This window comes from Leclercia sp., from assembly GCF_036780805.1.
In the GTDB taxonomy this organism is placed as follows: Bacteria; Pseudomonadota; Gammaproteobacteria; order Enterobacterales; family Enterobacteriaceae; genus Enterobacter.
The window spans coordinates 411660-433893 of record NZ_DAIQCE010000002.1 but is presented as its reverse complement, the minus strand read 5'-3'; the positions used below and the strand labels follow the sequence as shown (position 1 = coordinate 433893).

At 53.2% G+C, this 22234-nt stretch carries 21 protein-coding genes, 1 tRNA gene and 1 pseudogene; 11 read left to right on the top strand and 12 right to left on the bottom strand.

What is annotated here, in order from left to right:
• The first annotated feature begins 2 nt into the window (after positions 1-2).
• From nqrE to dinB, 4 genes are all read left to right on the top strand, one after another.
• Positions 3-599, top strand: a complete 597-nt coding sequence (nqrE, locus tag V7Q49_RS11365) for an NADH:ubiquinone reductase (Na(+)-transporting) subunit E (protein WP_333851260.1) — start codon at positions 3-5, stop codon at positions 597-599.
• Positions 600-610: 11 nt separating this feature from the next.
• The gene (gene nqrF / locus V7Q49_RS11360; protein WP_333851258.1) at positions 611-1834 is read left to right on the top strand and encodes an NADH:ubiquinone reductase (Na(+)-transporting) subunit F; all 1224 of its coding nucleotides are present in this window, start codon (positions 611-613) and stop codon (positions 1832-1834) included.
• A gap of 2 nt (positions 1835-1836) precedes the next feature.
• Positions 1837-2037, top strand: coding sequence for a (Na+)-NQR maturation NqrM (nqrM, locus tag V7Q49_RS11355; protein ID WP_374049306.1), 201 nt, complete (start codon positions 1837-1839; stop codon positions 2035-2037).
• A gap of 67 nt (positions 2038-2104) precedes the next feature.
• The gene (gene dinB / locus V7Q49_RS11350) at positions 2105-3163 is read left to right on the top strand and encodes a DNA polymerase IV (protein ID WP_106996018.1); all 1059 of its coding nucleotides are present in this window, start codon (positions 2105-2107) and stop codon (positions 3161-3163) included.
• A 211-nt stretch (positions 3164-3374) separates the two neighbouring features.
• Here the strand turns inward: dinB and pepD are convergent, their stop codons facing one another.
• On the bottom strand, positions 3375-4832 hold the full coding sequence (gene pepD, locus V7Q49_RS11345) for a cytosol nonspecific dipeptidase (RefSeq protein ID WP_333851255.1): 1458 nt from the start codon (positions 4830-4832) through the stop codon (positions 3375-3377).
• A gap of 257 nt (positions 4833-5089) precedes the next feature.
• Here pepD and gpt point away from each other — a divergent pair, with 257 nt between their 5' ends.
• The 3 genes from gpt to crl all read left to right on the top strand — a co-directional run bounded on the left by gpt (position 5090) and on the right by crl (position 7351).
• Positions 5090-5548, top strand: a complete 459-nt coding sequence (gpt, locus tag V7Q49_RS11340) for a xanthine phosphoribosyltransferase (RefSeq protein WP_333851253.1) — start codon at positions 5090-5092, stop codon at positions 5546-5548.
• A 99-nt stretch (positions 5549-5647) separates the two neighbouring features.
• On the top strand, positions 5648-6892 hold the full coding sequence (gene frsA, locus V7Q49_RS11335) for an esterase FrsA (RefSeq protein ID WP_333851250.1): 1245 nt from the start codon (positions 5648-5650) through the stop codon (positions 6890-6892).
• A 57-nt stretch (positions 6893-6949) separates the two neighbouring features.
• Positions 6950-7351: a sigma factor-binding protein Crl gene (crl, locus tag V7Q49_RS11330; RefSeq protein WP_333851248.1), complete on the top strand. Its 402-nt coding sequence runs from the start codon at positions 6950-6952 to the stop codon at positions 7349-7351.
• A 68-nt stretch (positions 7352-7419) separates the two neighbouring features.
• On the opposite strand, the gene phoE is transcribed toward crl, so the two are convergent.
• Positions 7420-8472, bottom strand: coding sequence for a phosphoporin PhoE (phoE, locus tag V7Q49_RS11325; RefSeq protein ID WP_333851246.1), 1053 nt, complete (start codon positions 8470-8472; stop codon positions 7420-7422).
• 303 nt (positions 8473-8775) lie between these two features.
• Here phoE and proB point away from each other — a divergent pair, with 303 nt between their 5' ends.
• Entirely contained in the window at positions 8776-9879 is a 1104-nt protein-coding gene (gene proB, locus V7Q49_RS11320) for a glutamate 5-kinase (RefSeq protein WP_333851243.1), read from the top strand.
• Positions 9880-9889: 10 nt separating this feature from the next.
• Positions 9890-11143: a glutamate-5-semialdehyde dehydrogenase gene (gene proA, locus V7Q49_RS11315; RefSeq protein WP_333851241.1), complete on the top strand. Its 1254-nt coding sequence runs from the start codon at positions 9890-9892 to the stop codon at positions 11141-11143.
• A gap of 33 nt (positions 11144-11176) precedes the next feature.
• On the opposite strand, the gene V7Q49_RS11310 is transcribed toward proA, so the two are convergent.
• The gene (locus V7Q49_RS11310; protein ID WP_333851239.1) at positions 11177-13810 is read right to left on the bottom strand and encodes a bifunctional diguanylate cyclase/phosphodiesterase; all 2634 of its coding nucleotides are present in this window, start codon (positions 13808-13810) and stop codon (positions 11177-11179) included.
• 316 nt (positions 13811-14126) lie between these two features.
• On the opposite strand from V7Q49_RS11310, the gene V7Q49_RS11305 reads away from it, so the two are divergent.
• Positions 14127-14202: transfer RNA gene (locus tag V7Q49_RS11305), tRNA-Thr, on the top strand.
• Between the two features lie 50 nt (positions 14203-14252).
• On the opposite strand, the pseudogene V7Q49_RS11300 reads toward V7Q49_RS11305, so the two are convergent.
• A pseudogene (locus V7Q49_RS11300) lies at positions 14253-14504 on the bottom strand (helix-turn-helix domain-containing protein); the annotation flags it as partial.
• Between the two features lie 303 nt (positions 14505-14807).
• Here V7Q49_RS11300 and V7Q49_RS11295 point away from each other — a divergent pair.
• A complete protein-coding gene (locus V7Q49_RS11295; RefSeq protein ID WP_333851237.1) occupies positions 14808-15701 on the top strand; it encodes a LysR family transcriptional regulator in 894 nt (297 codons plus the stop codon).
• Between the two features lie 34 nt (positions 15702-15735).
• Here V7Q49_RS11295 and V7Q49_RS11290 read toward each other — a convergent pair whose 3' ends face one another.
• From V7Q49_RS11290 to V7Q49_RS11255, 8 genes are all read right to left on the bottom strand, one after another.
• Complete coding sequence (locus V7Q49_RS11290) at positions 15736-16725, bottom strand: aldo/keto reductase (RefSeq protein ID WP_333851235.1); 990 nt, start codon at positions 16723-16725, stop codon at positions 15736-15738.
• Between the two features lie 26 nt (positions 16726-16751).
• Positions 16752-17603 carry an aldo/keto reductase gene (locus V7Q49_RS11285; RefSeq protein WP_333851233.1) on the bottom strand — a complete coding sequence of 284 codons (852 nt, stop codon included), beginning with the start codon at positions 17601-17603 and terminating at the stop codon, positions 16752-16754.
• A 313-nt stretch (positions 17604-17916) separates the two neighbouring features.
• Positions 17917-18252, bottom strand: coding sequence for a hypothetical protein (locus V7Q49_RS11280; protein ID WP_333851231.1), 336 nt, complete (start codon positions 18250-18252; stop codon positions 17917-17919).
• Positions 18253-18308: 56 nt separating this feature from the next.
• Positions 18309-19364: a galactitol-1-phosphate 5-dehydrogenase gene (locus V7Q49_RS11275; RefSeq protein WP_333851229.1), complete on the bottom strand. Its 1056-nt coding sequence runs from the start codon at positions 19362-19364 to the stop codon at positions 18309-18311.
• 87 nt (positions 19365-19451) lie between these two features.
• Positions 19452-20225, bottom strand: a complete 774-nt coding sequence (gene surE / locus V7Q49_RS11270) for a 5'/3'-nucleotidase SurE (RefSeq protein WP_333851227.1) — start codon at positions 20223-20225, stop codon at positions 19452-19454.
• A gap of 68 nt (positions 20226-20293) precedes the next feature.
• A complete protein-coding gene (locus V7Q49_RS11265) occupies positions 20294-20566 on the bottom strand; it encodes an HPr family phosphocarrier protein (RefSeq protein WP_333851225.1) in 273 nt (90 codons plus the stop codon).
• 42 nt (positions 20567-20608) lie between these two features.
• Complete coding sequence (locus V7Q49_RS11260; protein ID WP_106992046.1) at positions 20609-21448, bottom strand: class II aldolase; 840 nt, start codon at positions 21446-21448, stop codon at positions 20609-20611.
• Between the two features lie 5 nt (positions 21449-21453).
• Positions 21454-22197, bottom strand: coding sequence for a GntR family transcriptional regulator (locus tag V7Q49_RS11255; protein WP_106992047.1), 744 nt, complete (start codon positions 22195-22197; stop codon positions 21454-21456).
• Positions 22198-22234: the final 37 nt, after the last annotated feature.

The following is a 22234-nucleotide window of genomic DNA, read 5'->3' as shown; positions in this document are numbered from 1 at the left end:
CAATGGCTCATTACCTGAGTTTGTTTGTGCAGGCGGTGTTTGTTGAAAACATGGCGCTCGCGTTTTTCCTCGGCATGTGTACGTTCCTCGCGGTCTCCAAAAAGGTCTCGACCGCCTTCGGCCTGGGCGTTGCCGTCACGGTGGTGCTGGGGCTGTCGGTTCCCATCAACAACCTGGTCTTTAACCTGGTGCTGCGCGACGGTGCGCTGGTCGAGGGCGTTGATCTGAGCTTCCTCAACTTCATCACCTTTATTGGGGTGATTGCGGCGCTGGTGCAGATCCTTGAGATGATCCTCGATAAATACTTCCCGTCACTCTACACGGCGCTGGGGATCTTCCTGCCGCTGATCGCCGTGAACTGCGCCATCTTCGGCGGCGTGTCGTTTATGGTCCAGCGCGATTACAACTTTAGCGAGTCGGTAGTGTACGGCTTCGGCTCCGGTATTGGTTGGATGCTGGCTATCGTGACGATGGCGGGCCTGCGCGAAAAAATGAAGTATGCCAACGTGCCGGCCGGGTTGCGCGGCTTAGGGATCACCTTTATCACCACCGGTCTGATGGCGCTGGGCTTTATGTCCTTCTCCGGTGTGCAGCTGTAAGGGCAAAATGTATGGAAATTATACTTGGCGTAGTGATGTTCACGCTGATCGTGCTGGTGCTCTCGGGGCTGATCCTGGTGGCGCGGTCAAAGCTGGTGAACTCCGGCGATGTGATCATCGAGATTAACGATGAGGCGGATAAGCAGATCCGCACCCCTGCGGGTGACAAGCTGCTGAACACCCTCTCCGGCAATGGCATTTTTATCTCTTCTGCCTGCGGCGGCGGTGGCTCCTGCGGACAGTGCCGGGTCACGGTCAAAGAGGGCGGCGGCGATATTCTGCCGACCGAACTGTCGCACATCAGCAAGCGTGAAGCGAAAGAGGGGTGCCGTCTGGCCTGTCAGGTGGCGGTGCGCCAGAACATGAAGATTGAGCTGCCGGAGGAGATCTTCGGCGTGAAAAAGTGGCAGTGCGAGGTTATCTCCAACGATAACAAAGCCACCTTCATTAAAGAGCTGAAGCTGCGGGTTCCCGATGGCGAAGACGTACCGTTCCGCGCGGGTGGCTACATTCAGATCGAATGCCCGGAGCATACCGTCGCGTACAAAGACTTTGACGTGCCTGACGAATATCGCGGCGACTGGGACAAATTCAACCTGTTCCGCTTTGTCTCGGAGGTCAAAGAGCCGACGCTGCGCGCCTACTCCATGGCTAACTACCCGGACGAGAAGGGCATCATCATGCTCAACGTGCGTATCGCCACGCCGCCGCCGGGCGTACCGGACGCACCGCCGGGGATCATGTCGTCCTATATCTGGTCGCTGAAAGCGGGCGATAAGGTAACCATCTCCGGTCCGTTTGGGGAGTTCTTTGCCAAAGAGACCGACGCCGAAATGGTGTTTATCGGCGGGGGCGCCGGAATGGCGCCGATGCGTTCGCACATTTTCGATCAGCTTAAGCGCCTTGGCAGTAAGCGTAAGATCAGCTTCTGGTACGGTGCCCGTTCGCTGCGGGAGATGTTCTATCAGGAGGAGTTCGAACAGCTGGCGCGGGATAACCCGAACTTCAGCTTCCACATTGCGCTGTCCGATCCGCAGCCGGAAGACAACTGGACCGGCTATACCGGGTTCATTCATAACGTGCTGTATGAAAACTACCTCAAACACCACGCCGCACCGGAAGACTGCGAGTTTTACATGTGCGGGCCACCGATGATGAACGCTGCGGTCATCAAAATGCTGCAGGATCTCGGCGTGGAAGATGAGAACATCATGCTGGATGATTTTGGAGGCTGATAATGGTGACCTTCCTGCTGACCTTTGCGATCTTTGTACTGGTGATATTTGGCATGTCGCTCGGCTGGCTGATTAAGCGCAAAAGCATTCAGGGCAGCTGCGGCGGCATCTCCTCGCTGGGGATGGAGAAAGTCTGCGATTGCCCCGAACCCTGCGACGCGCGTAAAAAGCGCATGGAACGTGAGGCGCGCAGGATCCTGTAAGCGCGCCCGGCATTTTCAACCCTCACTTGTGACTGTATACTTATCCAGTGATAAGTGAGGGCTTACAATGCGCAAGATAATCCATGTAGATATGGACTGTTTTTTTGCTGCGGTGGAGATGAGAGATAATCCGGCGCTGCGGGATATCCCCATCGCCATTGGCGGCAGTCGTGTACAGCGTGGGGTGATCAGCACTGCCAACTATCCGGCACGTAAGTTTGGCGTGCGCAGCGCCATGCCGACCGCGATGGCGTTAAAACTCTGCCCGCACCTCACCTTATTACCCGGGCGCTTCGAGGCCTATAAAGAAGCGTCCCACCATATTCGTGAAATCTTCTCCCGCTACACCTCCCTGATTGAACCCCTGTCGCTGGACGAAGCCTATCTGGATGTCACCGACAGCCTGCACTGTCACGGCTCCGCTACGCTGATGGCCCAGGAAATCCGCCAGACGATATTCGATGAACTACAGCTCACCGCCTCGGCGGGCGTCGCGCCGGTTAAATTTCTCGCCAAAATTGCCTCGGATCTCAACAAGCCCAACGGCCAGTATGTGATCACCCCTGACGAAGTACCGGCGTTTATCAAAACGCTGCCGCTCGGCAAGATCCCCGGTGTGGGCAAAGTCTCGGCGGCAAAGCTGGAGAACATGGGTCTGCGCACCTGCGAGGATGTACAAAACAGCGATCTGGGGATGCTGTTGAAGCGCTTTGGTAAGTTTGGCCGGGTGCTGTGGGAGCGGAGTCAGGGTATCGACGAGCGCAACGTTAACAGCGAGCGGCTGCGTAAATCGGTGGGCGTGGAACGCACCCTGGCCGAGGATATCCACGACTGGGCAGACTGCGAAGCCATTATCGTCGGGCAGCTCTATCCTGAGCTGGAGCGGCGGCTGGCAAAGGTGAAACCGGATCTGCTGATTGCCCGCCAGGGGGTGAAACTCAAGTTCAACGACTTTCAGCAAACCACGCAGGAGCACGTCTGGCCGCGGCTGAACAAAGAGGATTTGATTGCGACCGCGAAGAAAACCTGGGAAGAACGTCGGGCAGGGCGGGGGGTAAGGCTGGTGGGATTGCACGTCACGCTGCTGGACCCGCAGCTGGAGCGGCAGCTGGTATTGGGGCTGTAAAAAAGCCCGGTGGCGCTAACGCTTACCGGGCCTACGAACTACTGCCCGGTGGCGCTGCGCTTACCGGGCCTACAAACTATTGCCCGGGGGCGCTAACGCTTACCGGGCCTACGAACTATTGCCCGGTGGCGCTAACGCTTACCGGGCCTACAAAAGGCGCTTGCCCCGTAGGCCCGGCAAACGCAGTGCCGCCGGGCAACAGATCAGCTGATTACTTAGCCGGGATCGCCTTCAGCAGTTCGGTCAGCAGGGTCCAGTAATTACCCACGCTGGCAATATGAACCTGCTCATCCGGAGAGTGTGGACCGGTAATGGTTGGCCCGATGGAGACCATGTCCATCTCCGGGTACGGCTTTTTGAACAGACCGCACTCCAGACCCGCGTGGATAATCTGAATGTTCGGCGTGCTGTTGAACAGACGCTGATAGGTTTCGCGCACCAGCGCCATCACCGGTGAGCTCGCATCTGGCTGCCAGCCCGGGTAGCTGCCCTTGGCAACGGTTTTCGCGCCAGAGAGTTTGCCCAGAGATTCCAGCATGCTCACCACGTAATCTTTTCCGCTGTCGATCAGGGAGCGGATCAGGCAGATGATCTCTGCGCTGTCGTCAGCCATGGTCACCACGCCGACGTTCAGGGAGGTTTCCACCACGCCTTTCGCCACGTCAGAGTTACGGATCACGCCGTTTGGCGTTGCGTTCAGCAGCTGAACAAAGCGGTCGCGGGACTGTTCGGTCAGCGCGGCTTTATCCGTTGTCACCGCTTCCAGCACCACGGTCAGGTTTTTCTCTTTCGCTTCCAGTTCGTTTTTCAGGATATCCAGATAAGCGGTGGAGAGCTTTTTCAGCGCATCGGCTTTGTCTGCGGCAACGGCCAGGGTGGCAAAGGCTTCACGCGGGATCGCGTTACGCAGCGTACCGCCGTTGAAGTCCACCAGACGCAGATCCAGCTCGGCAGCATGACCGGCCAGGAAACGGGCCAGCAGCTTGTTGGCATTGCCCAAACCTAAGTGAATGTCGCCGCCGGAGTGGCCGCCTTTCAGCCCTTTCAGCGTCAGCTTGAAGGTCTGGAAGCCCGCCGGGATCGCTTCACGGGTCAGCGGCAGGGTGGAGATAAAGTCGATACCGCCCGCGCAACCCATGTAGATTTCGCCTTCCTCTTCGGAATCGGTATTGATCAGGATATCGGCCTGCAGCCAGTTCGCCTGCAGACCAAAGGCGCCATCCATACCGGCTTCTTCGGTCATGGTCAGCAGCACTTCCAGCGGACCATGCTCAACGCGATCGTCGGCCAGCACCGCCAGCGCGGAGGCCATACCGATGCCGTTGTCCGCACCCAGGGTGGTGCCGCGGGCTTTGATCCACTCGCCGTCGATGTACGGCTGAATCGGATCTTTAGTGAAATCGTGTACGGTGTCGTTGTTCTTCTGCGGAACCATGTCCAGGTGCGCCTGCAGCACAACCGGCTTACGGTTTTCCATCCCGGCGGTGGCAGGTTTACGGATCAGAATGTTGCCAACCTGGTCACGCTCGGCGTGCAGCCCTTTTTCCTTTGCCCAGCCCATAATGTGTTCGGCAAGCTGTTCTTCGTGGTAAGACGGGTGAGGAATGGAACAGATTTTGGCAAAAATATCCCACAGCGGTTGTGGTGATAGTTGAGACAGTTCAGACACAGTAAGTCTCCTTGTCGGCCTGCAGACAATGTTGCAGGTCACGGGGTTAGCAGGTTTAGAGTTACCACAAGTCAGACTTGCGAGATGGGTTTGAGAATACCACTTTCTCTGGCGGCGGGTAGGGGTAAGCAAGTAAAAACTCCGGGCGGAACCGCTTAGCACTGGTTTTTAGTGCTCCAGATCTCTATAATCTCGCGCAACCATTTTCCCCCTCGAACACTTTTTAAGCCGTATATAAACAGGCTGGGACAATTCACATGAGCGAAAAATACATCGTCACCTGGGACATGTTGCAGATTCATGCACGTAAACTGGCTGCACGCCTGATGCCATCTGAGCAGTGGAAAGGCATCATCGCTGTTAGCCGCGGTGGCCTGGTACCGGGGGCATTGCTGGCACGTGAGCTGGGTATTCGCCATGTCGATACCGTCTGCATCTCCAGCTACGACCATGACAACCAGCGTGAGCTGACCGTGCTGAAACGCGCCGAAGGCGATGGTGAAGGCTTCATCGTGATTGACGATCTGGTTGATACCGGCGGTACAGCGGTTGCCATCCGTGAAATGTATCCAAAAGCGCATTTCGTGACGATCTTCGCCAAGCCGGCGGGTAAGCCATTGGTCGACGATTATGTGATTGATATCCCTCAGGATACCTGGATTGAACAGCCATGGGATATGGGCGTTGTCTTCGTCCCACCTATTTCAGGCCGCTAATCCCTACATTTTTAACGCCCGGTGATGCCGGGCGTTATTTTTTTCGCCTCTGTCGCGTTACAATGATGCCCTCTGACGTATCTTAAGAGGCAGCGCGCAATGTCCCAGGCGAATCTCAGCGAAATTCTCTTCAAGCCCAAATTCAAACACCCGGAAACCTCGACGCTGGTTCGTCGCTTTAACAGTGGCGTACAACCGTCAGTGCAGTCGGCGCTGGATGGCAAAAACATCCCGCACTGGTATCGCATGGTTAACCGTCTGATGTGGGTCTGGCGCGGCATCGACCCCCGTGAAATTCTGGATGTGCAGGCGCGTATCGTGATGAGCCAGGCCGAACGCACCGACGACGACCTCTACGACACGGTGGTGGGCTATCGCGGCGGCAACTGGATCTACGAATGGGCAAAACAGGCGATGATCTGGCAGCAAAAGGCGAGCCAGGAAGACGATCCCCTGTTAAGCGGCAAGCACTGGCTGCATGCCTGTAACCTCTACAGCATCGCGGCTTACCCGCACCTGAAAGGCGACGAGCTGGCGGAGCAGGCGCAGGCCCTGGCAAATCGCGCCTATCAGGAGGCGGCCCAGCATCTGCCGGGCCAGATGCGCGAACTCACCTTTACCGTTCCCGGCGGCCCGGCGGTGACCGGCTTCCTGCATCTGCCCCCGGGCGAAGGGCCCTTCCCGACGGTGATGATGTGCGGCGGTCTCGACTCGCTGCAAACCGATTATTACAGCCTCTATGAGCGTTACTTAGCCCCCAAAGGGCTGGCGATGCTGACCCTCGACATGCCGTCGATTGGCTTCTCGTCCAAATGGAAACTGACCCAGGATTCCAGCTTGCTCCACCAGCATGCCCTGAAAGCGCTGGAACAGAATCCTTGGGTGGATCACACCCGGGTGGCGGCGTTTGGCTTCCGCTTTGGCGCTAACGTCGCCGTACGTTTGGCCTATCTGGAATCCTCACGTCTGAAAGCGGTGGCCTGTCTGGGGCCGGTGGTGCATGCGCTGTTAAGCGAACCCGCGCGCCAGGGCAACGTGCCGGAAATGTATCTCGACGTGCTGGCCAGTCGCCTCGGCATGCACGATGCCTCCGACGAGGCATTGCGCGTGGAACTCAATCGCTACTCGCTGAAAACCCAGGGATTGCTGGGCCGCCGGTGTCCGACGCCGATGCTCTCTGGCTTCTGGAAAAACGATCCCTTCAGCCCGGAGGAGGAGTCCCGCTTAATCACCTCGTCATCTGTCGACGGTAAGCTGCTGGAGGTGCCGTTCAGCCCGGTGTATGAGAATTTTGACAAGGCATTGCAGCAGATTACACGTTGGATCCATCAGAGATTGTGTTAATAGATTGCTAATTTCTTAAGGTTTGGTACAACAGTGGCTTCATAAAAGGAGATCGCAATGACGTTACCGAGTGGACATCCGAAAAGTAGAATGATCAAGAAGTTTATGGCTCTTGGCCCCTACATCCGCGAAGAGCAGTGCGAAGAGAATCGCTTTTTTTTCGACTGCCTGGCCGTATGCGTTAACGTAAAGCCTGCGCCGGAAAAGCGCGAATTCTGGGGATGGTGGATGGAAATGGAAGCCGAAGCATCACGCTTCACCTATAGCTACCAGTTTGGCCTGTTCGATAAAGAGGGCCACTGGCAGGCGACGGCGATTAAGGATCCTGAAGTGGTCCAGCGCCTGGAGCATACCCTGCGTGAATTCCACGAGAAAGCCCGCACGCTGCTGGCGACATTCGATCTGAAACTCGAGCCTGCGGATGATTTCACCAACGAGCCGGTGAAGCTGACCGCTTAACGTTCGACGTGAAAAACAGACAATAAAAAAACCCGGCCATCCAGCGCCGGGTTTTTTATTACGCTCAATCAGAACTGGTAGGTCATGCCCAGGGCAACGATATCATCGCTGCTCACGCCCAGTTTATTGTCGTCGTCAATCTGGTTGATTTTATAATCAACAAACGCCGACATATTTTTGTTGAAATAGTAGGTCGCGCCAACGTCGATATATTTCACGATATCTTCATCACCGATGCCTTCAATATCCTTGCCTTTAGACTGGACATAACCCAGGGACGGGCGCAGACCAAAGTCAAACTGATATTGCGCTACTGCTTCGAAGTTCTGCGCTTTATTTGCGAAGCCGCCGGAGATTGGCGTCATATTACGCGTTTCGGTGTACATGGTTGCCAGGTAAATGTTGTTGGCGTCATATTTCAGACCGGTGCCCCAGGCTTCCGCTTTATCACCCTCACCACGTGCCAGCAGGTTCTGGGCATTGGTGCGGTCAGAGTTGGTGTAGGCACCGCTGATGGCGAAGTCGCTGCCGCCGAAATCATAGGTCAGAGAGGTACCGAAACCGTCGCCGTTCTGTTTCTTCGCGTCCCGGCCTTCGTTTTTACCCTGATATTGCAGGGTCAGGTCCAGGCCATCGATAGCGCCGAAGAAGTCGGTATTACGGTAGGTTGCCAGACCGCTGGCGCGTTTGGTCATGAAGTTATCGGTCTGCGCGGAAGAGTCACCGCCGAATTCCGGGAACATATCGGTCCAGGCTTCGACGTCGTACAGCGCGCCGAGGTTACGACCGTAGTCGATTGAACCAAAGTCCTTCAGCTTAATACCGGCGAAAGCCAGACGGGTTTTCTGCGTCGCGTCGCTTTCGGCTTTGTTGCCGGAGAACTCAGCTTCCCAGCGACCATAACCGGTCAGCTGTTCGTTAACCTGGGTTTCGCCTTTAAAGCCGAAACGCACATAAGTCTGGTCACCATCTTTGGCATCATCATCGCTGAGATAATGCATGGCTTTTACTTTACCGTACACGTCCAGTTTATTGCCGTTTTTATTAAATACTTCGGCTGCCTGTACAGATGAAGTTGCTACAACGCCCATGACCACTAATGCCAGAGTACTCTTTTTCATTTTCAATCCTGGTTTCTTATAAACGCGCTAATATTCGCTGAACAGTAAGCCCAAGCTTTTGTTCCGTGAAAAAACAGGAAGGGTTTTAACGTTATGAAATGAACGTTTTATGACAATTCCAGAATAAGTTTAAAAAAGGGTAATTTTTTATTTCAGTAATAAAAGTGTCAACGTTTGCCGCTACGCTTGCTGATCCCGCGCAACAAAGTGTTTCGCTTTTTGCGAAGGCGGTTGGCAACCGGCCCCAGTCCTGATAAAAAGTCTGATTGATATCATTTCCCTATTGTTGAACGGCAGAGAATCATGAGTGACAGCCAGACGCTGGTGGTAAAATTCGGTACCAGTGTGTTAACAGGCGGATCGCGCCGCCTTAATCGCGCCCATATTGTCGAACTGGTACGCCAGTGCGCACAGCTGCATGCCGCAGGGCACCGCATTGTGATTGTGACCTCCGGGGCGATCGCCGCCGGACGTGAACACCTGGGTTACCCCGAACTCCCCGCCACCATTGCCTCCAAGCAGCTGCTGGCGGCGGTGGGGCAGAGCCGCCTGATTCAACTCTGGGAGCAGCTGTTCTCTATCTACGGCATCCACGTCGGGCAGATGCTGCTGACCCGCGCCGATATGGAAGATCGTGAGCGTTTCCTTAACGCCCGCGACACCCTGCGCGCGCTGCTGGATAACAACATCGTGCCGGTCATTAACGAGAACGATGCGGTCGCCACCGCAGAAATTAAGGTCGGCGATAACGATAACCTCTCGGCGCTGGCCGCGATTCTGGCGGGTGCTGACAAGCTGCTGCTGCTCACCGATCAACAGGGGCTGTTTACCGCCGACCCGCGCACTAACCCGCAGGCTGAACTGATCACCGATGTAAAAGGCATCGACGATGCGCTGCGCGCCATTGCGGGCGACAGCGTATCGGGCCTCGGCACCGGCGGGATGGGCACCAAACTGCAGGCCGCCGACGTGGCGTGCCGGGCGGGTATTGACACCATCATCGCCGCCGGCAGCCGTCCGGGCGTGATTGGCGATGTGATGGAAGGCATTTCGGTTGGCACCCGTTTCCATGCCGAAGCCACCCCGCTGGAAAACCGCAAACGCTGGATTTTTGGCGCGCCGCCTGCCGGGGAGATCACCATTGATGAAGGCGCGACTGCCGCGATTCTGGAACGAGGCAGCTCATTGCTTCCAAAAGGAATTAAAAACGTGACAGGCAACTTCTCCCGTGGTGAAGTGATCCGTATCTGTAATCTGGAAGGGCGCGACATTGCCCACGGCGTCTGCCGCTACAACAGCGACGCGCTGCGCCGTATTGCAGGCCACCATTCACAGCAGATCGATGCCATTCTCGGCTATGAGTATGGCCCGGTTGCTGTCCATCGCGACGATATGATCACCCGCTAAGGAGCAGGACATGCTGGAACAAATGGGCGCCGCTGCCAAAGCCGCCTCGTACAAACTGGCGCTCCTTTCCAGCCGCGAGAAAAACCGCGTGCTGGAAAAAATCGCAGAGTATCTGGAAGCCGAGTCTCACGAGATTTTGCTCGCCAACGAGCAGGATCTGCTGGAAGCCCGCCGCAACGGCCTGAGCGAGGCGATGCTCGATCGTCTGGCTCTGAACCCCGCGCGCCTGAAAAGCATTGCCGACGACGTGCGGCAGGTGTGCAGCCTGGCCGATCCGGTCGGGCAGGTGATCGACGGCGGACTGCTGGACAGCGGCCTGCGCATTGAACGTCGCCGCGTGCCGCTTGGGGTGATTGGTGTGATCTACGAAGCGCGCCCGAACGTGACTGTCGATGTCGCCTCGCTGTGCCTCAAAACCGGCAACGCCGCCATCCTGCGCGGCGGGAAAGAGACCTGGCGCACCAACGCCGCCACGGTAAAGGTGATCCAGCAGGCGCTGGAAGAGTGCGGCCTGCCTGCCGGGGCGGTTCAGGCGATTGAAAGCCCGGATCGCGCGCTGGTCAATGAGATGCTGCGGATGGACAAATACATCGACATGCTGATCCCGCGCGGTGGGGCAGGGCTGCACAAGCTGTGTCGCGAGCAGTCGACGATCCCGGTAATCACCGGCGGTATCGGCGTGTGCCATATCTTTGTCGATGAGACTGCCGAGTTCGAACCGGCCCTGAAGATCATCGTCAACGCCAAAACCCAGCGCCCGAGCACTTGTAACACGGTGGAGACGCTGCTGGTGCATCAGAATATTGCCGATACCTTCCTGCCTGCCCTGAGCCAGCAGATGGCGCAAAGCGGCGTCACCCTGCATGCCGATAGCAACGCGCTGACCACGCTGCAAGCGGGCCCGGCAAAGGTTGAGGAAGTGAAAGCTGAACAGTACGACGACGAGTTCCTGTCGCTGGATCTGAACGTGAAGGTGGTTGCCGATCTGGACGACGCTATCGCCCATATTCGCGCCCATGGCACCCAGCACTCGGATGCGATCCTCACCCGCACCCTGAGCAATGCCAACCGTTTTGTGAACGAAGTGGACTCTTCTGCCGTCTACGTGAACGCTTCTACCCGCTTTACCGACGGCGGCCAGTTTGGCCTCGGCGCAGAAGTGGCGGTCAGCACCCAGAAGCTGCACGCGCGCGGCCCGATGGGGCTGGAAGCGCTGACCACTTACAAGTGGGTCGGCTTCGGTGACGATACCATCCGGGCATAATCCCCGTGCGGGCAGCCACTGCTGCTGCCCGCGCTATCCTTGTGAATTCTGATCGACTCGTTCCTGTGCTGCCGAGTCCAGGGCGGCGATTTGCTCCTGCAACGCCGTCAGGCTGAGCGGCCTGCTGATGAAATAGCCCTGGGTTTCATCGCATTTCATCATCATTAGCTTCTGCAGTTGTCCTTCGGTCTCCACTCCTTCTGCGGTAATGCTCAGTGAGAACGCCTTGCCCAAGCCGATAATATTTTCAACGATGGTATTGGCGCTGTCGCTTTCCGGCATGCCGTCGATAAAGGACTTATCCAGCTTGATGCCATCGAACGGGAAGTTGCGCAGGTAGCTCAGGGAGGAGTAGCCGGTCCCGAAATCGTCCATCAGCAGCTTCACGCCCAGTTTCTTCAGCGCCAGCATGATTTCGAGGCTGTTTTCCGGGTTCCACAGGGTGGCGTTTTCGGTAATCTCGATCTCGAGCCGGGCTGGATCTAACTGCGATTCAAGCAGCGCATCCCGGATGCGGTCCACCACCTGCCAGGACTGGAACTCGACGGCAGAGATATTCACCGAAACCGCGAGGCCGTGCAGCGTCTGCTGCGCGTCCCGACAGGCGGTTTTCAGCACCCAGTCGCTGAGCGGAATAATCAGCCCGGTCTCTTCGGCCAGCGAAATAAACTGATCCGGCATGATCAGACCCAGTTCGGGGTGATCCCAGCGGATGAGCGCCTCCACGGCGATGATCCGCGAGGAGTCGTGGCCGTAGCGCGGCTGGTAGACCAGACGGAACTGCTCTTTTTTAATCCCGTCGCGCAGGCTCTCTTCCATCTCCCGGCGCTGCACCATCTGCTCCGCCATTTCAGGCATATAGAACACCCACCTGTTGCGCCCGGTGCTTTTGGCCTTGTACAGCGCGATGTCCGAGAAGCGCAGAAGTTCGCCCGCATCGACGGCATCGTGCGGGGCCATGGCGATCCCGATGCTGGCCCCGATCACGATCTCATTGCCGTTGATCAGGAACGGGCGCGTCAGCTCGGCGATGATGCGCTCGCACAGGGTTTCAATATAGCGCCGGTCATGAATGTCGGAGATCACCAGAATAAACTCATCCCCGCCCTGGCGCGCCACCAGATCGTAATCGCGGATGCAGTGCCGGAGCCGGGTGGAGACCTCATGCAGCACGCTATCTCCCGCACCGTGACCAAACAGATCGTTGACCGGTTTAAACTTATCGAGATCGAGGCTGAGCATCGCCAGCGGATGTTCCTGGGTGGGCTGCGCCCGCAGCTTGCCTTCCAGAAACTCGCGCATCCGCACCCGGTTGGGTAGCCCGGTGAGCTCGTCGTGGCGGGAGAGATACTCCACGCGCGCCTGGGCCTCAACCTCCAGGGTGACATCCGTGGCGGTGCCGCGGTAGCCGGTTATTCCCTCCGGAGTGATAACCGGTTTGATCGCAATATGGCAGTAGCGCTGGTGACCCATCGCGGAGAGGTAGCGGCAGTGCAGCAGGCGGCGATGACCCGTCTGGCCGGGGAGGGTGATCCACTCTTCCAGCGACTGGTTATCGGCGGCCATGAACTCACTGAGCGGGCGACCGATCCAGGCCGAGATGCTGTGCCCGGTGATGCCGGGAAAACGCTCGGACAGCCAGGTAAAACGCAGCTCGGGATCGGTCTCCCAGATCCAGTCCGTGGTAGCCTCGGCGACGTCACGAAAACGGCGCTCGCTGGCGGTGAGCGCCAGACGGTTCTGCGCCAGCAGATAGGTGTTTTCGTCGTACATGCGCGCCTTTTTGAGCGCGTTGCGTCCCAGCATCACGCCGGGAATAGCGGTACAGAGCGCCAGCAGGATCAGCATCGGCAGGATATAGCGCAGCAGCTCCCGCCCCGGATCATCGCTTTTCCACTCAAAAGTGATTTGCTGGCCATCAATAGGGAGCGTTGCGACCCCGCGTCGCCCTGCCAGCTTCGGGGCGTCCTTGTGCTGCACGCGGGTCTGGGCGATACCGTACTCTTCACCCAGCGCGGCGAGCTTACGGTCATTCAGAACATCAACAAACACCAGCACCGAGGCCGGGCCAGGGGCTACAGGGATCCTGGCGTCGTCACCCGTGGTGATGCGTGCCGCCGCCACCAGCGCCGGATGGCCGTTCTTCATCACCACCGTACTGGAGAGGGGGATCGCGTCCGGCTTATTTATTTTCTGAATCAGCCCGGGCAGGGGATCGTCTCCCAGCCAGGATTGCAGAGAGTCTGTCGTCAGCTTGCCGTCAATCACGCTGTAACGGGTCTGCCCGCCGCCGTCCAGCACGAACACTCCTTCGTACTCAAAATCGCGCCACAGCGTGCCACCCATATTCTGCCGGGTATAGGCCCACTCGGTATCCACCCTCGGATGAAGGTGCTGGTAGGCTTCGCCCCACCAGGCGTAGTCTTTGATATGGGTGGTGAGCGTATCCACGCGGTTGTGGATCGCCTTTTCCAGCAGCATGGCGCTGTGCTTATCGCTGTCCTGATTGATGTTTTGCACAATCGTCAGCAGCGCGATGATGGCGATAATAAACAGTCCCGCCAGCAGAGAAACCATTAACAGCAGGGCACGTTTGACAAAGGTCGCCGTTCTTTTAGGCTCCAGATCCGTGCCGGATATATCATCGGTGACAAAAAATTTATGCATTATTGACCCACTCTCTCAGGCATTTCTGTGTTCCGATCTAATTAATATCGACCTGTTCTGGCGGGGCTTGATTTCAAAAAGGTAAATTTGAAGATAGCCGATCCTGGGAGGAAGAGGGGAGATGAGGCGGCTGGTGCGGGCAAAATGCCGCAAAATGTGACGAGTATGTGTTATGGAAGAGCGAAAGACGGGGATTAGCCCTTTGTTGTGTGTGGTTTTTGCGCGTGTTGCTGTAAAAATCAACGACTAAAACCTGAGGGGTTGACGGGGTGCGCGCTTTTTCTTACCCTTTCACATCGTAGTTTCTTTTCTAAAAGCCGATATAGCTCAGTTGGTAGAGCAGCGCATTCGTAATGCGAAGGTCGTAGGTTCGACTCCTATTATCGGCACCATTTCTAACGCATTTTAGATGCAATGAAATCACCCCCATCTATCCCAACTCTTATCGCTTAACATTTCGATACCGTAACGGCGGCAATTGATAGTAATTCGAAAACTCCCGGGTAAACGTCTGTTGCGAGTCAAACCCGTATTTATACGCGATATCCATAATTGACTCATTGGTCTCAACAAGATCCTTTGCTGCCAGCTTCAGCTTTTTATCGCCAATATATTTCCCCAGACTGACCTATTTAGCCTGAACAAACAGCCGCTGAAGATGCCATTTTGAATAGCCCGCCCGGGCGGCAACATCTTTCCATCAGCATGGCTTATTTGTTAGGCAGCTGATGCGGCATTCGCCGTCATGAACCCCATGAAAAGGACTGTCACAAGTGTTGCTTTCATGTTGTTTACCTCTTTAAATAACTGTCTGCATCAGGTTGTTTCTGCCATGGAACCTTTTCCATGACCTTATCCGGCAATATACCGATCCGAATTGTCAGCAGACTGACGGCGATATGACAACAGTGTCAGCAACGGCGCTAAAATGAAGAGGTCTGTGAAGACCCTTCGTATGTGCGCGTTGAGGGGAAGCGACTGAACAAGGAAACCGCTCATGCTCAAAGAAAACTTCAACGAACTGCAAATCTTTCTTGTGGTGGCAAGGGAGCGAAGTTTTACCAAAGCAGCGGGCAAACTGGGCGTTTCTCAGTCTGCTCTCAGCCACGCGATGAAGGCCCTGGAGGAAAGGCTGAATATCCGCCTTCTGACCCGCACGACCCGAAGCGTTGCCCCTACAGAAGCCGGTGAGAGAATTATTGCCTGCCTTGAACCGCGTATTGCCGATCTTGAAAAGGAACTGGAATCGCTGGTTCAACTGAACGGCACCGCCTCCGGCAATATTCGTTTATCAGCCGGGGAGCATGCCGCGCGAAGTCTGGTATGGCCGAAGCTAAAACCCTTCCTCAGGGAATATTCCGAAATTAATCTCGAACTGGTGGTGGATAACGGCTTTGTCGATATTGTTGAGGGGCGTTTTGATGCCGGGATCCGCCTGGGTGAAAGCGTGGATAAGGACATGATTGCGGTAAGAATTGGGCCGGACATGAGAATGGCTGTGGTAGGAGCGCCGTCTTCTTTCGCTGCAAATCCTGCACCTGAAACGCCGCACGAACTACAACATCATCGGTGTATCAATATGCGCCTGCCGACAGCCGGTGGGCTTTACCACTGGGAGTTTGAGAAGGAAGGGAAACCGTTAAGGGTCAGAGTGGAAGGGCAGGTCACGTTTAATCTGCAGGCGGAAAGGATTGATGCGGCGTTATCCGGTTTTGGTATCGCCTGTATACCTGAAGACAGGGTGCAGGATTATATAAAGTCGGGAGAGCTTATTCAGGTTTTGCAGGACTGGTGCCCATCTTTCCCCGGATATTACCTCTACTACCCGAGCCGCAAGCAGCATCCCCCCGCTTTTGCGCTGATGATCGATGCACTTCGCTATCAGGAATAACGGGTCCGCCAATTGCAGCGGACCCGTCCGGGTATTAACGACCTACGCGGGCCTGGTGCTCAGGAGAGTAACGTTCGCCGACGATTTTAATCGTTTCAAGCGCTTGGGTTATCTGTCGCGAGTCATCCTGAGAAAGGATGATGTCGGCGGCCCCCAGGTTTTCCTCCAGCCGGTGCAGTTTCGTGGTACCAGGGATAGGAACAATCCACGGCTTTTGTGCCAGCAGCCATGCCAGCGCGATTTGTGCAGACGTCACGCCTTTCTCTGCCGCCAGTTCACCCAGCAATGAGACCAGCTTTTCATTGGCTTCAATCGCCTGCTCGGCGAAACGCGGCACGGTGCTGCGGTAATCATCCTTCCCAAAAGTGGTTCCTGGCTTAATCGATCCCGTCAGGAAACCTTTACCTAATGGGCTGAAGGGCACAAAACCAATACCTAGTTCCTCCAGCAACGGCAGGATCTCCTGCTCAGGCTCGCGCCACCACATGGAGTATTCGCTTTGCAGCGCAGTGACCGGTTGTACGGCATGCGCACGACGAATGGTTTGCGCGCCCGCTTCGGACAGACCGAAATGTTTAACTTTGCCTTCAGCGATCAGGTCTTTTACCGTACCCGCAACATCTTCAATCGGGACATCCGGGTCGACACGGTGTTGATACAGCAGATCAATGATATCAGTCTTAAGACGACGTAATGATCCTTCCACAGCTTCACGGATATGCTCCGGACGGCTGTTTAAAATCTGCTGCTTGTTGTCGTCGCCAAAAGTAAAACCAAACTTGGTGGCGATGACCACGCGGTTACGAAACGGTTTTAAGGCTTCACCGACAACCTCTTCATTAAGAAAGGGTCCATACACTTCAGCGGTATCGAAGAAGGTTACGCCACGTTCAACCGCTGCGCGAATGAGCTCGATAGCCTGACGAGTATCGGTCGCCGGGCCATAGCCGTGGCTTAAGCCCATGCAACCGAGCCCAAGCGCGGAGACTTCGAGTCGGGATTTACCCAGATAACGTTTTTGCATTGAATTAATACCTCTTTTATCGCGACTTAAACATCAAGTTTGCGGCCCGTCAGCCATTCCACCATCGCCGGATCGCGGTGAGAGAAGAAGGCGCTGGTTGCGGTGTCGAGGGCGGCAATTTGCAGCATATCCTCAGCGCTGAGTTCAAAATCGAGAATGTTGATGTTCTCTTCCATGCGTTCTTTGCGCACCGATTTCGCCAGTGAAATGATGCCTCGCTGGAAGATCCAGCGCAGCACAACCTGACCCACGCTTTTGCCGTACTTCTGGCCAATCGCCGTTAACACGGGATGCTGGAACAGGCCATTTTTACCCTCAGCAAACGGTGCCCAGGCTTCCGGCTGAATGCCACGGCTTCGATTCCATGGAACGGCATGCAGCTGCTGGTTGAAGGGGTTAACTTCAATCTGATTCACCGCAGGGGCTACTTTGTTGAAGGCGATAAGGTCGGCCAGTCGGTCAGGATGGAAGTTGCTCACGCCAATGGCGCGAATTTTGCCTGCCTGCTGCAGTTCTTCCATAGCGCGCCATGCCCCATGGACATCGCCGTAAGGCTGGTGAATCAGGTACAGGTCAACGTAATCAATTTGCAGCCGGTTCAGGGAGCGTTCGAACTGGGCTTTAGCGCCTTCGTAATTTGTATCCTGCAGCCAAAGTTTGGTCGTTACAAAGAGTTCGTTGCGGGCGATACCGCTCTGTTTCAGTGCGTTCCCTACCTGGGTTTCATTCTGGTAAGACGCAGCGGTATCGATCAGGCGGTATCCCGTATCGATGGCATCAATAACGGCTCTTTCGCACTCAGCAGCATCCGTCATCTGGAAGACACCAAAGCCCAGCAGGGGCATTTCAATCCCGTTGTTCAGTTTTACAGTTTGCATGACGTTATCCTTCAGCTGTTGTGTTGGAAAAGCATAACGCAAAGTGATTTATTCGATTAGATGGGGTAATTAGCTAGGGTTTATTAGATGTGTTCATTAATTTTGTGAAAGGTTGACGTACGGTCTTGTCCCAAAGGCGGACAATGCTGTTAGCTGTAAATTTCTTCGAAGGAAAATAAATTGTTTTTTATGCATGCGCGTATAAATATTTCTTTGTTCCGTTTAAGCAGGTGCTAGTTAATACATAGTTGTCCCATATTATAAATGTGAATTAATTTTTGGTAGGTGAGTGTGTCATATTTCATAATTGAGTTTAATGTTTCGCCAGATCTAGCATCATCGAAGTAAGCATTTTTTCTTCTTTTTGTTTAATCATTTCAAGTGAGCGATAATAGATTAGTTCGATATTGTACTCAAACTCACGGATGGATTTGATCTCATCTGTCAGACTTTGTTTTAACCATTGGATTTCTTCATAAACTAATTTATCGAATAACTTATGAACCTGAGCATTAGTCAGCCAAGTTTCAAGAAATTCCCTTTGCGTAAAGCTCGAAGAAAATGATATATGGCAATTGCGAAATTTAATTGCCATAAGGAAGCAGTAATAAAAATTATTCAAAATTACTAATTCATGAAGCGGTTTCATTTATTACCACTTTGTTAAATGAAATCTGAGTGAGGTATGCAAAATCCTACATGAAATCATGAGGGTTCATTTACATTAATTAGTACTTTGACGAAAAACTCTTCCCTGTTAAAAAGGCCCGGCAATACTGAAGGAACATCAGATAAAGGGATCTTTTTTGTAATTAAAGGGGCCACATCAATTTGGCCGGTGCTGAGATAGTGGATTGATGTTTGCCATTCTTTACCCGGGAAAGGTGCGGAAATTGAATTCCATGAACCAATCACTTTGAGTTCATTACGAACAATTTTTTCAAAATTGAGTCTTGGTAAGGCAACATCACCGTAGGGTATACCCAACAGGACAACTGAACCGCCTTTGGCGGCAAGAAGTAATGATGACGCGATCCCTGCAGCATTCCCGGAAGACTCAAAGACGACATCAACACCTGCGTTAAAGGACTTTTGCTGGAATAAAGCTAAATGGTCATCATCTTGTACACAAAAAGTAGCAGTGGCGCCGGTTTTTTCAGCAATAGCAAGTTTTTCTTTATCTGTATCAAAGGCATAAACCTCGCCAGCGCCACAAATTTTTGCCCACTGCACTGCAAGTAGGCCAATAGTGCCGCAACCGACAATGGCCACACTGCTTCCGGCTTTAATATCGACCTGCCGCATACCATGGACCACAACACTGGATGGCTCAATAAAGCTTGCCGTATCAAAATCCATCAATTCAGGTAATTTAAGTACATTCTCAGCAGGCATCAGAATATATTCAGCAAACGCCCCTTTTTTATGCCCGCCCAGCACTTGAAGATCTGTACAGCGGGCATATTTTCCCTGCTTACAGTAATCACATTGGAAACAGGGAAAACAGTTACAGGCCGTCACGCGATCGCCTCTCTTGACAGCTGTCACGCCATTACCTGTAGCGACAACTGTACCGGAGAACTCATGTCCCCACGTCAGTCCCGGATTATATGAGCCTATTTTGCCAAAGCGTGATATATCAGAACCACATATCCCCGCTGTATGAACTTTAATCAGAACATCATTTTCTTTTTCAACAACAGGGTTATATACCTCTTCGTAGCGGACATCCTTTATCCCGTAAAGATTTAGCGCCTTCATATTTTCTCCACTTATCGGTAGTGAGGTAAAAAAAGGTCGCCCTCACCTGCAAGGGCGACAAACATGTCATGATTAGTACTCGTGCGGTTAGTTATATATTTCAGAGAGGCGGGACCAGCTTTCTGTCGCTGTTCTTTCAAACGTTAAAGGCGTGACAGAAATGAATCCTTCAGATACAGCCCCAGCCTCACTGTATTCAGGAAATGCGGTGATACCATGCTCCACACGGATCCAGAAATAGTTTTCTCCATGGGGATCTGTCGCCGGTATAACCTGCAGACCCTTCACCTTACCAATCCCTTGATGGGTGGCTTTAATTCCCCGAATTTGCTCCGCAGGCAGATTCGGAAAATTAATGCTCAGACAAGTTCCCACAGCCAATCCCGGGCTGACTAACTTGTCGAGTACATGCATACAAAAATCTTCTGCTGTACTCCAGTTAATGGCATCTTCTGGTCGTTTGTCCTGACTCAAAGCGATTGACGGCACACCGAGCAAAAGACCTGTGATAGCACCACCTACCGTGCCGGACAGAACAGTTTCAAAACCAATATTTGAACCATTGTTAATACCTGACAATATTAACTGTGGGGGATGTTCTTTCATCAGCTGCCGAACCGCCAGGGTGACACAATCTGCTGGAGTTCCATACACTGCAAATCGGTGTTCTCCGCGTTGTTCAACACGAACAGGCTCCCTCAGACTGACAGAATTAGCCACTCCACTGTTATCGGTTGCAGGCGCTACTACCCACACCTCATCCGCGAGATTTTTTGCGACACCCTCAAGAAGTTTTATGCCTGGCGCTTCAATACCGTCATCATTGACCAGTAAAATCCGTTTTAAGCATTTCTGAGCCATAGAGTATCCTCCTTTACAGGATCGATATAAATCTGTCTGGTAGGGTTGTATTTTGGAATAAGAAGAAATTACTCTTCTTTTTCACCAAATCCACTTGCGAACAGTCCTATTAACTCATTCATTAGCGCCTGTTCATCAGGCCCTTCACAAATAAGTTCGATACTGGATTTTCCTTTAACTCCAGCGCCCAAAACGCTCATCAATCCTTTAATCTGGATTTCCTTTCCATTATTTACGAGCGTAACTGAACATTCATATTTCTTCAGGGTTTTCACAAAGGTGGCTGCGGGACGTGCATGCAGGCCAGTGCTGTTAACAACACGAATATTCTCTCGAATCATATTTACTTCCAAATCAGATCGCTGAATTAAATTATCCTTTAATCAGGAGGCGCGGTTCATCATTAAAATTTTGCTATAGACGTCCGCTTCAACTGCTGCCTTTGCTCCTGACATTACTTTTGCCAGATTTGCCTCATTATTATTTTGTGTCCAGGCCTGACCTACTGTAGTAATAAACGCCTTGCGCAGATCGCTGGCAATATTGAGTTTGACAACATTATACTTCACGAAACTACGGATGATGGCTTCATCAATTCCGGATCCTCCATGAATAACCAATGGACATGGACAGACTTTGGCAATCTCTTGTAATAATGGGATATCAATGCGAGGAATATCTTCCAGTCCATGAACATTACCGACAGAAACGGCAAGCATGCTACACCCGGTTTCTTCAACAAAGCGACGTACCTGATTGACATCAGTCTTACAATCCGCCTCGCTGACGTGATCATCTTCTTTACCCAGAATAGCACCAAGCTCGGCCTCAACCGGGACGCCATATGATTTACAGAAATCCACAGCCTCTTTAGTAAACGCAATATTTTCTTCGTACGGGAGTTCGGCGCCGTCAATCATCACGGAAGTGAAACCAGCCCGCACCGCCTGTTTGACATCATTTAACTCTTTACCATGATCAAGGTGCAGGCTGACAGGAACATCCATGGACACAGCGCGTTTTCTGACAATTTCGTAGATGTAATCATAACCAGACAATTTCGCATTTGTCGGTGCAATCTGAATAAAGTTTGGTAGACCTGAACGCTCAATCGCGTCCAGGATAGAAATTGTCGTTTCCAGGTTTGTCGTATTGAATGCACCTGCCAGAACACGTTTTTCACGAATACGATCAAGCAGGATATTACCGTTTACTAATGGCATGAGATTTACCTCTCTCTTCGTTGAAGTACTGTACCTAAATAATATTTGTCTGATTTTAGCCAGACATTTCCAAAATCAAATGGTAAGTGGTTATCAAGAAAAACTAACTGTTCGAGATGAAGAACAGGTGCTTCTTCATTAACTTCAAGATAATGTCCACGTTCACTGCCAACAATTTTTGCAGCATATCGGCTTTCTGAATATTCAATTTTATTGCCCGTCATGGATTCAACGGTTTGAAACAGGTTATGCTTATTGAAATCAACTTCAGTAATCCCAGGGCATAATGCAAAATTGATTCTGTTTTCAATTAACATAACCCTTTCTCCGTCCACGCTACGGATCCTCTTAAGATAAAAAATGGGCGTGCCTGGCTCAATTTGTAGTTTTTCTGCCACTCCTTTAGATGCTTTCTCTATATAGGAATCAATCACTTCTGTGGTAAATGCTAAGTGCTGACTTTCGAGCGATTCAGCAAAAGACAACAAACCTTCTCCCAGGGAATAAGAAATATTTTCTTTCTTTACGAACGTCCCTTTTCCCTGTACCTGAACCAGCAACCCTTCATTGACCAGCATGGTGACGCCTTTTTTCACCGTACCTCGGCTGACATGAAGTATTTCCATGATCTGATTTTCAGATGGAACCCGGTCACCTTTACTCAGCTCACCTTTATAAATATTTTCTCGAATCCATTCAGAAACCTGGAGATACAAAGGGATTTCTGAGTCTTTCAGTATGGTGCTCATGTCGTGCTTCTCCTGTTGTAGATCATCTGTATACAAG